This is a genomic window from Corynebacterium mendelii (genome assembly GCF_017307055.1).
Taxonomy (GTDB): Bacteria; Actinomycetota; Actinomycetes; order Mycobacteriales; family Mycobacteriaceae; genus Corynebacterium; species Corynebacterium mendelii.
The window spans coordinates 2,238-14,541 of record NZ_JAFLEQ010000017.1 but is presented as its reverse complement, the minus strand read 5'-3'; the positions used below and the strand labels follow the sequence as shown (position 1 = coordinate 14,541).

Genomic DNA, 12,304 nt, shown 5'->3' with positions numbered 1-12,304 from the left:
ACAGCGCGAACCGAACGGTTGCACCACAACCTTCGCCGCACTGATCCCGTGGGCCTTTAGCTCAGTTGGTAGAGCTACGGACTTTTAATCCGCAGGTCGTGGGTTCGAGCCCCACAGGGCCCACAAACCCATAATTCCCCCGGTCGCCACCGACCGGGGGAATTTTTTTGTTTTCCTGCCCCCACCGGGTCCCGGCGGCAAGGTACATCAGCCCCGGCAGGCGGTTATCGCCCCCAGGTAGCGTCAGTGGCCGGTTGCCGGGGCCGGTGGCAGGGGTGGGGTGCCGGAAGCTGTTTCAGGCACGTGTGGGAGCTGGTATACAAGGACACGCACCTGTTTTGTTCTTTCCCCATGAAAGGCAGGGCCGCAGAGGCCATGTACCAGATCTTCATGTCACTCACCTTTGTCGCGGCGGCCGGAATGTTCGGCTGGATTGCCGCGGCCAGTGCCAAGGGGACACTCCAGCGCAACAGATTTGTCGGCTACCGCACCCGGCTGACCCAGCACTCCGACGCCGCCTGGGCCGCCGCGCACAAAGCCAGCGTCGATTATTCCTGGGCCGCGGCATTTCTCAGCGCTGTGATCGCGGCCGGTATGGCCATCACCTCGATCGAAACCGGAACCATTATCTGCCTGGTCGGGTGCCTGCTGCTGACCATCGTCGTGCTCCGTGGTGCCTGGATCGCCAACCGGGCTGCGGCCGAGGTAGCCGGGGAATAAGACCCCGCAGCCGGCACCCATCGACGACTGTCCTGTCAGGGCAGTATCTCCACCCGCTGTGACCTGGCGATTTGTGTTGTGTCGTTGTTGTGGGATATATTTTCGTAGCCCGCAAGGGTACAAGCTCCCATCGTCTAGGGGCCTAGGACTCCGCCCTTTCACGGCGGCAACACGGGTTCGAATCCCGTTGGGAGTACAGCTGAAACACCGCCTGACCGACAAGGTCAGGCGGTGTTTTTGTGTCTGCGGAAAGGCCTGGAAAATGCCCGCCACGATTTCCCACGATATCCGGCTGGTGTTGTTGTCCGTGCCGCCGGTGGCACCACAGACCCCGGTACGCAAGCAGCCGGGTCTCCGGCATGTCCGAACACGTGCCCGGCAGCGTTGCCGCCGACTGGGGTACCGTGCCAAAGACCAACCGCGGCAACCGGGGGAACCGGGCGCGAATCCGCCACACCGCTGTCGGCACCCTATCCCCGGTCCGGCCGGGCCAGCCGGCCGGAACGGGGAGCCTTTTTACGATGATCCACACCTTTTGGTGGCATCCATCCGTGGCTGAACGGTCCTTCACCCCGGGCGCGGCTAACCGGTGACTGCCTGTCCTTGTCCTGCCCCGGCGCTGTATCCGCCCGGGCATCTGCGGAGGCTGCCCGCCGCTGCGTGCAACCAACGGGCCACAGCAGCCCATCCCACCGGAAAGGACTGTGAAAACTACTGGTAGAAGCAGGATTTGGCCGATGAGTCCCACAGCCTGTAAAGTCACTAGCGTTCAACGGCAGGCGCCGCCTGCCCGAGACACATTCTGGCCCTGTGGCGCAGTTGGTTAGCGCGCCGCCCTGTCACGGCGGAGGTCGCGGGTTCAAGTCCCGTCAGGGTCGCAGCAAACATCCCGGGTGAAACACACAGTTTCACCCGGGATATTGCTATTTCATGCATGGACTGATCAGATCAGGGGAAAACAAGCCCGATACGGCAAAAAGCGTCCGTGGCCGCGTGTCACCGCCTGCCGGGTTGTCGTCCAGTGTCGTCGACAATCCGGAACGTGCAGCGCGAACAGCCCCCGGATATGGTTTGTTCCCTTTCCAGATGCACTCCCGGGACACGGTCGATGAGAATGTAGTCCAGATTGCACAGGGCGGGCAACGCCTCATCGACGTGGTTTTTTTCCGCCATCTTCTGCAGGCCGCAGCGGTGAAAATCGAAGCCGACGACTGTGCGTCCGTCAGGACCTGCGACAGCCGGGTTGTCGGTCATCTCGAAGACGAAGGTGTCGTCATGGTCGTCGGCATGCTCCTGGGACCAGCGGGCACCGGCGGCAAGCTTGGCATAGTATGCCTGCGGGTCCATGCGTTTCAGCGGCACGATCCGGTTGACGATGAAGGAAAAATCAAAACTGCGGGCCACCAGTTTTGTGAACCGCCCCGGCGACAGGGCAAGCGTCGGATCTGACAGACCCACGATGTAGAAAGCCAGGAAAACCGCGCCGCTTTCGACGTTGTGGGCCATGATGTCGCCGTCGGCCACCGGCTGCATTGATTCGATCATCCGCCGGTACTGGCCCGCGGCCAGCTTCCGGTGGCGGGCTGCCTGATCCCGGCCGTTGGTTTCGGCGAGCGCTTTGTACATCCAACGACCCATGAGCAGGAAACTGATCCGGTGCTTCAGGCGGTACCGCATACTGTCCACTCTAGTGCCGCGGCCGACTCTCCGGTGCGGTGTGACGTGTGCCGGGGCTGTCCCGGTGCCCGGCGATGAGGGTGGCACCGGGGACAACGCACTGGTGGCCAGTACCCTTCGGGTACCCCCGGAAAGCGCGTGTGACCTTACGGTTTGTGGCCTGATTGGCCTGTATTGTAAGCTTTCACCTCGTTGACCTCACACACTGAGTGTGGATCAACCGCAATGCCAAAAGCATTTGGCCCTGTGGCGCAGTTGGTTAGCGCGCCGCCCTGTCACGGCGGAGGTCGCGGGTTCAAGTCCCGTCAGGGTCGCAGGGAAACCCCTGTCACAGTAGACACATACTGTGCCACGAGTTCTTCCCGGCCAGATAGCTCAGTCGGTAGAGCGTCCGCCTGAAAAGTGGAAGGTCCCCAGTTCGATCCTGGGTCTGGCCACAGCACACACCGCCCGGCAGCCTGACAAGGCCGCCGGGCGGTGTTTTTGTCTGCGCGCCCGTGTGTGCCCCGGGGCGGCTCCTTTATGGGGCACGCCCTCCCCGTCAATCAGCCCCGGCAGGCGGTAGGTGCTATCAACAGGGCATGATGGGGTGTATGAGTATTCGCCGCAGTGCAGTATCCCTTCTTGTCGCGGCAGCCGTATCGATGGTTGCCGTGCCCGCCCAGGCCGCTGATTTCCGGGGCATTCCCTTCGGATCGTCGGGGGAGAGTTTCTCCCCGACGCAGCTGTCCCAGGTCGACCATCTTGATCTTGACGGCTACCAGGGCACCTGGCACCAGGTGGCGGTGATCCCGCAGCTGTTCAACCTGCAGTGCCAGCGTGACACCACCGCCACCTACACCCTGCTCGACCCGCAGCTGGTCGGGGTGAAAAACCGGTGCACGACCTTCACCGGCCGACGCTCCGGGGTGGACGGTGCCGCCCGGGTGACCGATCCGGCCACCGGCGCCTCCCTGCGGGTGGCTTTCGACAATATTCCCTTCCAGAACATCGACGGCCCCACCAACTACCGGGTGACCTGGATGAGCGAGAATAAGGATGTGGCCATTATCGGCAGCCCCAACCGCTCCAACGGCTATGTGCTCTCCCGCAGCAGGGCGTTGAGTGGGGACTCCTGGGCGACGGTGAAAAAGATCATCACCGACCGGGGCTGGAACACCTGCCAGTTTGTCACCACCCCGGTCACCGGCGGATACGGCGCGGTCACCCCGCTGTGCCTGAAAAAGTAGGGGGACCAGCCGCAGGTGCGGGCCGGTGATCTTTTCTTCCCGCGCCTTATCTCCCGCCCGCCGTCTGCATAGGTCGCGGGAGTCGTCCCTGCGCTGCGGGATAACTCCCGGGCGGGAACAGTTCGAACCGGAAAGGACATGCACCATGCCGCAGACCAACCACACCATCACCCACGACAGCGACCATCACCGCTATCTCCTTGCCGTCGACGGTCAGCAGGCCGGTGTCGCCGAATACCGGGACCTGCAGCCCCGGCTGAGGGAATTTTTCCACACCGTCATCGATCCCGCCCACCGGGGTAAAGGCCTGTCACACCCCCTGATTGAAGCCGCGCTGGCGGATGCGGTTGACTCCGGGTACCGGATTGTTCCCAGCTGCAGTGCCGTGGAGCATTTCATCTCGAAGAACCCGGAGTATGCCGATCACGTTGCAGGTCGGCCGTGACACCACGGTAACGCTTGTTTTCACCGGCAGAAGAAAAACACCACCGCTGCTCCCGCAGGAGCGGCGGTGGTGTCGTGGCTGAACACGGTTGTGGCTGACCCGGCCCGTGGACGGACCCGGGTGTTTTTACCTCAGCTGTACAAACCGGTGTCGTCGGCGGGGCGCCTCCGGGCGATGTAGGCGTCCGGGTCGACGAGTTTTTTGCACTCGTCGGTGCTGCGGGGCCGGTTGACCGCCGGGATGCCGACGGCGATGTGGTTGCAGGGCACATCTTTGGTCACCACGGCGTTGGCGCCGATGGCCGAACCGCAGCCGATGGTGATGGGGCCGAGCACCTTCGCACCGGCGCCGACGGTGACATTGTCTTCCAGGGTGGGGTGGCGTTTGGTCTGGGTGAGCACCTGCCCGCCGAGAGTCACCCCGTGGTAGAGCATCACCCCGTCGCCGATTTCGGTGGTTTCACCGATGACCACACCCATGCCGTGGTCGATGAAAAAACGACGCCCGATGGTGGCACCGGGATGGATTTCAATTCCGGTGAGAAAACGGGTGATCTGTGCGAGTACCCGGGCTGGACCCTTCAGTCCGCGACACCACAGAACATGGGCCACCCGGTGTGACCAGATGGCGTGCAGCCCCGAATACACCAGGGCATTTTCCAGGTCACCGCGGGCGGCGGGATCGTGTTCCTTGGCGTTTTTCAGGTCTTCGCGCAGCATCGCGAACAAAGAGAACATGCGCTAAAGCGTATCAACAGCCCACCGCCCGGGACGATTCGCTGCCGGGCATGCGGCCAGGGCGACCGGACAAGACCACCGAAGCCCACCGGTGGCGCGGGCCGGGGCACGTCGGTTAGTTGCGGATGTCGTCGTAGAGCACGGTGGAGACGTAGCGCTCACCGTAGTCGCAGACGATGGTGACGATCGTCTTGCCTTTGTTCTCCGGTTTTTTGGCCAGCTCCAGGGCGGCGTGGACATTGGCGCCGGAGGAAATGCCGCCCAGGATGGCTTCGGTGTTGCCGAGTTTGCGGGAAGTGGCGATCGCGTCATCGTTGGCGACGGTGAGCACATTGGTCAAGATCGCCCGGTCAAGGTTTCCGGGAACGAAGTTGGCACCCAGTCCCTGGATTTTGTGCGGGCCGGCTTTGCCGGTGGTCAGCAGTGCCGACTCAGCAGGCTCCACGGCATAGATTTCGACGTCGTCTTTTTTCTCCCTGAGGTATTTGCCCACCCCGGAGACCGTTCCGCCGGTGCCGACACCGGCCACGAAAATATCGACCTTGCCGTCGGTGTCCTCCCAAATCTCCGGGCCGGTGGTGGCGTAGTGGAATTCGGGGTTGGCCGGGTTGGCGAACTGGTTGGCCGAGACCGCCCCTTCGCGCTGTTTGAGAATCTCATTGGCTTTGTCGACCGCACCCTGCATGCCGGCCGCACCCGGGGTGAGAATGATTTCCGCGCCGTAGGCCCGCAGCATCACCCGGCGTTCCATCGACATTGTCTCCGGCATGGTCAACACGACGTTGTAGCCGCGGGCGGTAGCGACCATGGTCAGGGCGATACCGGTGTTGCCGGAGGTGGCCTCCACAATCGTGCCACCCGGCTTGAGCTGCCCGGATTTTTCGGCGGCATCGATAATGGCCAGGCCGATGCGGTCTTTGACCGAGTTGGCGGGGTTGAAGGATTCCAGTTTGACCAGCACGTCGGCCTCCAGGCCTTCGGTCAAACGGTTAAGCCGCACCAGGGGGGTGCCGCCGATGGTGTCGGTAATCGAATTGTGGATGCGTCCCATGGGGAAAGCCTCTTTTTCTGTCGGGGGAAGTGGTACTGGCCGACCGCCACCTTCGCGGCGGACGGCGCCACGGGGCAGCGTACCACAGATGTGAACCGACACCTAGACTAATCTGTCTATTCGGGGCCTTTTTCCGGCGCCCTGACAGGGGGTCGGGCGGGTGGTTCAATCGGTCGGCGGTGGGGGTGGAATGCGTTGTCGGTGACCGATTGGCATCCGGGACCACGCCCATGTAAGGGTGGGGTTAGTGTGTCAAAAAGTGTGTTTTTCCTCACCGTGTCGCGAATATGGAGCCGTGTCTGAGAGTTGTTAAGGTTTGCCTGGCTTGTGGTGTTGAGCTTGACGAATGGGCTTTTTCCGGGTGTTTTGGCGGTACTGGGGGCGGGGTGGGAAGGAAATAATTTTCATTGCCGTTAAGCAAAAGTTCAGAAAAGTCCGGTGGTCTGGTAGTCTCGGCCGCGCGTTGATTCACAGTGAACTGTTCACCGGTTTTCCGGTGCTGATCCACCCCTTGATCCGGGGTGGGGATGGCCATCGGTCCGGTGGGGGGTGCGCTGTGTGCGGTGTGGTGCCGCAACCGCCTGTTGAGGAGAAAACGACCACCGCAGTGCTGACCGCGGCGTGACGGGCCGGACGCCTGTTTTTCGGTGATGCCCACCGGGACATGGCGACGGTGACACGACCGGTTGGGCCGGGTGTGGCCGGCAAGTGGGAGAGGGTGTGACCGGGTCAACGGGGACGGGACTGCCCCTGTTTCCCGCTGACCCGGGTGTGGCGCACGCCTGTCATACGCACCATGGTGTTTTTCCTGCACCCCATCCGTTCAACCGGAACCCAGCGCGGGTTGCGGTGTGCCCGACGGATGTGGCCCTGCCTACATTGTCGAAAGAAGAGTTTTCTCCATGCATATCGCCGAGGGCTTTTTGCCCGTGACCCACTGCATCGCCTGGGGTGCGGTGTCCGCCCCGTTCGTGATCCACGGCGCGATGGCCGTGCGCAAATCAATCCGAAACAACCCCGAGTCCACGCTGCTTCTGGGGGCGGCCGGGGCGTTTAGTTTCGTGCTCAGCGCCCTGAAAATCCCGTCGGTGACCGGGTCGTGTTCCCACCCGACGGGCACCGGTTTGGGGGCGGTGCTGTTCAAACCACCGGTGATGGCGTTCATGGGTTCGATTGTGCTGGTTTTCCAGGCGCTGCTGCTGGCCCACGGCGGGATCACCACTCTGGGCGCCAATATTTTCTCCATGGCCATCGCCGGGCCGTGGGTGGGATGGATGTGCTGGCTGGCCGTGCGCAAAGCCGGCGGCAGCCACTCGGCGGCGATTTTCTGCGCCGCGTTTTTCTCTGATCTGGTGACCTATATTGTGGCCGCTTTCGAACTGGCGCTGGCCCACCACGCCTCCGGGTTCGGTACCGCTTTCGCCACCTTCCTCGGCCTGTACGCCCCCACCCAGGTGCCGCTGGCGATTGTGGAGTCGATTGTCACGGTGCTCATTTTCCGTGCCCTGGTCCAGGTTGCCCCGAAGGAGCTGGCCGGTCTCGGGGTGCTCGGCGGGTCGAAAGACCCGGCCGGGACACCCCGCGCCCAGGTCAATGCCTAACACCACCACCACTCACAGAAAAGACAGATCTCTGCCATGAGCACCACTTCCTCCACCACCACCCGCCGGTCGACCGGAACCACGATCGGCCTGATTGTTCTGGCCGCGTTCATCGCCGCCTTCCCCATGTTCTTCAACTTCGGTGACCCGGACTCCGAGGAACAGTTCACCGGTACCGATGACGGTGCCGAATCCATTGTCGAACAAGTCAACCCCGACTATGTCCCGTGGGCCGAACCCCTGGTCGGCGAACTCCCCGGGGAAATCGAATCCGGCCTGTTTGCCCTGCAGGCGGGACTCGGGGCGGGACTGGTTGGCTTCGCCCTGGGCAACTACCGGGGACGCAGCAAAGCCGAGAAACAACTCACCGCCGGTGCATCAACGGCCACCACCGCCACCGGTGGCGCCAACCGTGACTGACCGGCAGCGGGCATAGATTGTGAACCCTCTGGAACAAGCCGCGGCCACCAGCAGGCTGGCCCGGGTCAACGTGGGACAGAAAGCCCTGTTGTTTCTCGGGCTGCTGCTGTTGGCGGTCTCCCTTCCGCCGTGGCCCGCCCTGCCGATGATTGCTGTGGTGATCATCGCCTCGGCCATCTACGCCCGGGTGCCGTGGCGGCTCTACCTCGGCCTGGTCGGCGCCCCCACCTCTTTTCTTCTTCCCGGCATGGTGCCGCTTATCTGGTCGATTGGCGCTGACGGGATATCGCTCATCGACGGCGGCACATCGGATGCGGCCCGGGTGTTGTGCCGCTGTGTGACCGCCATGTCGGCGACCATGCTGTTTGCCGTGACCACCCCGATGTCGGAGCAGCTGGCCTGGCTGGCACGGATCGGGGTTCCCGACTGGGCGGTGCAGATCACCATGCTCACCTACCGGATGATCGGCACCCTGATCGATACCGCCCGCACCATGTACCACGCCCAGGCCCAGCGGCTGGGATACAGCAACTGGCGGTGCTGGATATCCTCTCTGGCGGGGCAGGCCAGCTCACTGTTTGTGGTGGCTTTCACCCGGGCGCGCACACTGCAGGAAGGCATGGAGCTGCGGGCCGATATCTCTGCCGCGGCCACCGGAACAACCCTGCACACGGTGCGCCAGGCCAACGCCCGGGCCACCGCCCTGATTGTGCTCGTGCTGCTGGCGGTCACCGCTGTCAGCCTCAGCGGGATGATTCCCGCCCCCAAATTGTGAGCGCGGGCGCTTTGCGCGCAGGAAAAACCGGCCCCGAAAACCGGTGTGGCACACAAGCCGCCGCTTTCCACGCCGCCGGGCCGATACCGGAAAAAGCAGGGGGCGCGACAGTGGACAACAACACCGCAGCCACCGGTGGTGACAACACCGGCGGCAGGAAAAAGATTTCTTGAAAACCCCCATCTCCTCCACCCACCAACCGGACAAGACATACACACGAACATGGACACCCACGACCCGCTCATCGCCGCCTGCGGCGTTGACTTTTTCCACCACAAGGATGCCCCCATCCTCACCGATGTCAGTCTCGGCATCGCAGCGGGCGACACCATCGCCCTGCTCGGCGCCAACGGTTCCGGTAAATCCACCCTGTTCCGGTTGCTGGCCGGGGTGTGGCAACCCACCGCCGGGCATATAGAACTGCGGGGCAGCCCCTACCGCTACACCCGCGCCGGGAGGGATGCCGTCCGCCGCAGCGTGCAGCTGGTGCTGCAGGAACCAGACGACCAGATTTTCGCCATCTCGGTGCAGGCCGATGTCGCCTACGGGCCGACCAACCAGGGTCTGGACAAGGCGGAAATACGTGCCCGCACCACCCGGGCGATGATCGATGCGGAGATCACCGACCTGGCTGACAACGTCCCCCATCAGCTGTCCTACGGGCAGCGCAAAAGGGTGGCGCTGGCCGGGGCGTTGGCGATGCAGCCGGCGGTGCTGCTGCTTGATGAACCCACCGCCGGTCTTGACCCGGCCGGGGGACGGCAGCTGAAAAAAACACTTCAACGGTTGTCATCCGGTGGAACGGCAGTGGTGGTCTCCACCCACGATGTGAATCTGGCGTGGGAGGTGTCCACCCGGGCGGCCGTCATCGTCGACGGCAGGCTGATGTTGGGTCCCACCGGCGATATTCTCACCGACACCGAGCTGCTGCGCCGCGCCCGGCTGGAAGTGCCGTGGGCACCGTTTGTCTCCCAAGCGGTGGGAAAAACCATTACCACCCCGCAGGATCTTCTCTGACCACCCCGGGTCTGCGGGAGGGGGCAACCGGCCCCCGGTATGCGTGAATCCCGGTACAACCGCGTTGCCGGTAGAGGGGTCAAAAAAAGCCCCCGCCGGAGGGGCAATGAGCTGCCCGGGGCAAGGGGAAAACGCGGACGAACTGTCAGCGGATGCGGACACCACTGCCGCACACACCCGGGAACCGGCGCGCAACCGGACAGCAGCCACACCACCGTGACCCGGCATATCCGCTTCGAACAAACCAGACGAAGAAAGAGCCGACGGGCCACTGCCGGGTTCGGATCCGCCACAGCTGATCGGCAGTGACTGCGCCACGGGATGAGGAGAGAGGTTGATCTGAGGAGAAAATCCCGCAGCAGCAGCAACGGCCGGCCAGGACGGCAACGAATCGGCAGTCAGGCACCGGACACACCCACCAAGGGGTGCCCCGGGCCGGGGTGTGGAGTTGTCGTTGACTCTGCCGCAGCCAGTCCCCGGGCATGCACGAACAGCGCCTGACAGTGCCAGTGGAGGAAAACGTGACGTGTATGAGCCACAGTTACCGAGCAAAAACCACGGACAGCAAAAACCGCCCGTGTGCCACCTTCAACCTCAACCAGGCCGGCAACAGGGCGGAAAAATTCGGGGATTTCGGGTGCGCTGGACACAAAAGACCAGCGCATAACACATGGTCGGCGTTTTTCTCATCCGGGGTGCCGCCCGGGCGAGACATGCGGCCAACCACAGTCAATGTCCACAAAAACCCGGGTATCCACGCCCGGTCCATGGGCCTGTGAGGAAGAAAACAGCGCGGAAACATGCGCGCTTTCCTTCCGGTGTCAGGCACAACTGGCAGGTATCGGACTTGTGGTGTCGGGCGCTTGCGCGCCCGCACCCTTACCGTTGCGGGACAGTTCCGGGGTCTCACCGGATTCCCTCTTGCGCCCCCACCCGTGAAACCGGACCAACGAACGACTGCTAGTGGACGGACAACCGGGAAAGGGACCAGATGCGATGACCATGTTACGCCGCCGGCCCGCGGCAGCAAAGCACCCCCTCCCGCCCGCCGGGGGCGATGATTCGGGTGCGGGCCGGTGTCCCCGGTGGCTGTTGTGTGGGCGACAGGTGGAGTGCCCGCGGTTTTGCGCCGATCCGCAGCCCGCCCGGGAGACGTGATTTCAATCTCGTTGATCCAGCCGCAGCCACTCGCATGTGGGGGTGGCAGCGGGGGGAGTGTGCGGAAAGTGTGTGCTTTGTTGTGTGGGATTACAGCTTCCGCTTAGACGATGTTCAGGCTAATCGGTGCCGGCGGGGTGGGGCAGTGGGGTGATTGACCGGCAGGGGGCATACGGTGCCCGGCTGTCGTGGTGAACTGCCCCAATGTATTCAACGCGGGATGATGGGGTGCGCCGTCGTGGTGGGTGGACCCCCGAAACTGCTCCCGTAATCAGGAGAATGGGGGGTAGGTGACGTACCCCCGGGGTTGACATCCGGGGGGTATTTTTTTGTTGGCGAAAATACCCCCGGGATGGGCTGTGTGCCACCGTGCATGTGGGAGAAATTCATCGGTAACCGCTAGATCACCCCCAACTTTGCGGTTATACTGCCCTCCGTAACGTATCAGTGAGTGCCCGGTGGGTGTACCTGGTCGGGTGGATCAAAAAAAGGTGAGGTAAGTGGACTCCCAACGCATGAAGGATGACGACGACGCCATCCGTGAGGCGCTGTCGTCTCTGAAGACCGCGACTGGCATCCCGGTGACCATGTTCGCCAGCGTGATGAATGACAACCGCCTGAAAATCAGCGCCTGGGTGGGGCTGAGGACCCCCGCCCTGCAGAACCTGATCATCGACTCCGGTTGCGGTGTCGGCGGGCGGGTGGTCACCACCCGGCGGCCGGTCGGTGTCTCCGACTATGCCCGCGCCAATGTCATCAGCCACGAATACGATTCCGCCATCCAGGACGAGGGACTGTTCTCGATTGTCGGTGTGCCGGTGATCGTGCACCGCGAAATCCGCGGCGTGCTCTATGTCGGCGTCCACTCGGCGGTCCGCCTCGGCGACAAGGTCATTGAGGAAGTGACGATGACCGCCCGCACTCTGGAGCAGGATCTCGCCATCAACTCGGCGATGCGCCGCAATGACGGGGTGCGCGGGGCCGGCGGGAAAGCCGGGCGCATCATGAACGGCGCCGAATGGGAACAAATCCGGTCCACCCACTCGAAGCTGCGCATGCTGGCCAACAAAGTCGAAGATGATGCGCTGCGCCAGGAACTCGAGGACCTGTGCGACCAGATGGTCACCCCGGTCAGGGTGAAGCAGACCACCAAACTGTCCGCCCGCGAACTCGATGTGCTCGCCTGCGTGGCGCTTGGCCACACCAATGTCGAAGCCGCCGAAGAAATGGGAATCGGCGCTGAGACAGTCAAGTCCTACCTGCGCAGTGTCATGCGCAAACTGGGCGCCCACACCCGCTACGAGGCAGTCAATGCGGCCCGCCGCATCGGCGCGTTGCCCTGACCGCACCCGATACGTGAGACAACCACGCACCGCCACCGTTTTTCACCCCGCGGGTCACCACCCCGGGCACACCCCGGCGGATCCACCCGGTGCCTGACGGTGCCACCGACAAGTACCCACCGCCCTGTCGC

Annotated in this window: 11 protein-coding genes, 5 tRNA genes and 1 riboswitch; of the genes, 13 read left to right on the top strand and 3 right to left on the bottom strand. The window is 63.4% G+C overall.

All coding sequences use genetic code 11. From position 1 onward, the window contains the following. Positions 1-50: 50 nt before the first annotated feature. The 4 genes from JZY06_RS10425 to JZY06_RS10410 all read left to right on the top strand — a co-directional run bounded on the left by JZY06_RS10425 (position 51) and on the right by JZY06_RS10410 (position 1,598). Positions 51-123, top strand: a tRNA-Lys gene (locus JZY06_RS10425). A 267-nt stretch (positions 124-390) separates the two neighbouring features. Continuing rightward, positions 391-720, top strand: coding sequence for an SdpI family protein (locus JZY06_RS10420; protein ID WP_207279503.1), 330 nt, complete (start codon positions 391-393; stop codon positions 718-720). A 123-nt stretch (positions 721-843) separates the two neighbouring features. Continuing rightward, positions 844-916: transfer RNA gene (locus JZY06_RS10415), tRNA-Glu, on the top strand. A 608-nt stretch (positions 917-1,524) separates the two neighbouring features. Next, positions 1,525-1,598 (top strand) — tRNA-Asp (locus JZY06_RS10410). Positions 1,599-1,716: 118 nt separating this feature from the next. Here the strand turns inward: JZY06_RS10410 and JZY06_RS10405 are convergent. After that, on the bottom strand, positions 1,717-2,397 hold the full coding sequence (locus JZY06_RS10405; RefSeq protein WP_207279502.1) for an L-2-amino-thiazoline-4-carboxylic acid hydrolase: 681 nt from the start codon (positions 2,395-2,397) through the stop codon (positions 1,717-1,719). Between the two features lie 240 nt (positions 2,398-2,637). On the opposite strand from JZY06_RS10405, the gene JZY06_RS10400 reads away from it, so the two are divergent. The 4 genes from JZY06_RS10400 to JZY06_RS10385 all read left to right on the top strand — a co-directional run bounded on the left by JZY06_RS10400 (position 2,638) and on the right by JZY06_RS10385 (position 4,071). Next, positions 2,638-2,711: transfer RNA gene (locus tag JZY06_RS10400), tRNA-Asp, on the top strand. 50 nt (positions 2,712-2,761) lie between these two features. Then, a tRNA-Phe gene (locus JZY06_RS10395) sits at positions 2,762-2,834 on the top strand. Between the two features lie 156 nt (positions 2,835-2,990). Further along, positions 2,991-3,626, top strand: coding sequence for a lipocalin family protein (locus JZY06_RS10390; protein WP_207279501.1), 636 nt, complete (start codon positions 2,991-2,993; stop codon positions 3,624-3,626). 25 nt (positions 3,627-3,651) lie between these two features. Continuing rightward, complete coding sequence (locus JZY06_RS10385) at positions 3,652-4,071, top strand: GNAT family N-acetyltransferase (RefSeq protein ID WP_330617266.1); 420 nt, start codon at positions 3,652-3,654, stop codon at positions 4,069-4,071. 131 nt (positions 4,072-4,202) lie between these two features. On the opposite strand, the gene epsC is transcribed toward JZY06_RS10385, so the two are convergent. Beyond that, positions 4,203-4,808 (bottom strand): serine O-acetyltransferase EpsC, encoded by a 606-nt coding sequence (gene epsC / locus JZY06_RS10380; RefSeq protein WP_207279499.1) that lies wholly within the window; start codon positions 4,806-4,808, stop codon positions 4,203-4,205. 115 nt (positions 4,809-4,923) lie between these two features. After that, positions 4,924-5,859, bottom strand: a complete 936-nt coding sequence (gene cysK, locus JZY06_RS10375; RefSeq protein ID WP_207279498.1) for a cysteine synthase A — start codon at positions 5,857-5,859, stop codon at positions 4,924-4,926. 902 nt (positions 5,860-6,761) lie between these two features. Between cysK and JZY06_RS10370 the strand changes: the two genes are divergently transcribed. The 5 genes from JZY06_RS10370 to ramA all read left to right on the top strand — a co-directional run bounded on the left by JZY06_RS10370 (position 6,762) and on the right by ramA (position 12,173). Further along, positions 6,762-7,460, top strand: coding sequence for an energy-coupling factor ABC transporter permease (locus JZY06_RS10370; protein WP_207279497.1), 699 nt, complete (start codon positions 6,762-6,764; stop codon positions 7,458-7,460). A 36-nt stretch (positions 7,461-7,496) separates the two neighbouring features. Then, positions 7,497-7,880, top strand: coding sequence for an energy-coupling factor ABC transporter substrate-binding protein (locus tag JZY06_RS10365; protein ID WP_207279496.1), 384 nt, complete (start codon positions 7,497-7,499; stop codon positions 7,878-7,880). A gap of 19 nt (positions 7,881-7,899) precedes the next feature. Beyond that, on the top strand, positions 7,900-8,655 hold the full coding sequence (gene cbiQ / locus JZY06_RS10360; RefSeq protein WP_207279495.1) for a cobalt ECF transporter T component CbiQ: 756 nt from the start codon (positions 7,900-7,902) through the stop codon (positions 8,653-8,655). 222 nt (positions 8,656-8,877) lie between these two features. Continuing rightward, complete coding sequence (locus tag JZY06_RS10355; RefSeq protein WP_207279494.1) at positions 8,878-9,672, top strand: energy-coupling factor ABC transporter ATP-binding protein; 795 nt, start codon at positions 8,878-8,880, stop codon at positions 9,670-9,672. An 816-nt stretch (positions 9,673-10,488) separates the two neighbouring features. Next, a riboswitch (cobalamin riboswitch) is annotated at positions 10,489-10,638 on the bottom strand. Between the two features lie 692 nt (positions 10,639-11,330). Beyond that, positions 11,331-12,173 carry an acetate metabolism transcriptional regulator RamA gene (ramA, locus tag JZY06_RS10350; protein WP_207279493.1) on the top strand — a complete coding sequence of 281 codons (843 nt, stop codon included), beginning with the start codon at positions 11,331-11,333 and terminating at the stop codon, positions 12,171-12,173. Positions 12,174-12,304: the final 131 nt, after the last annotated feature.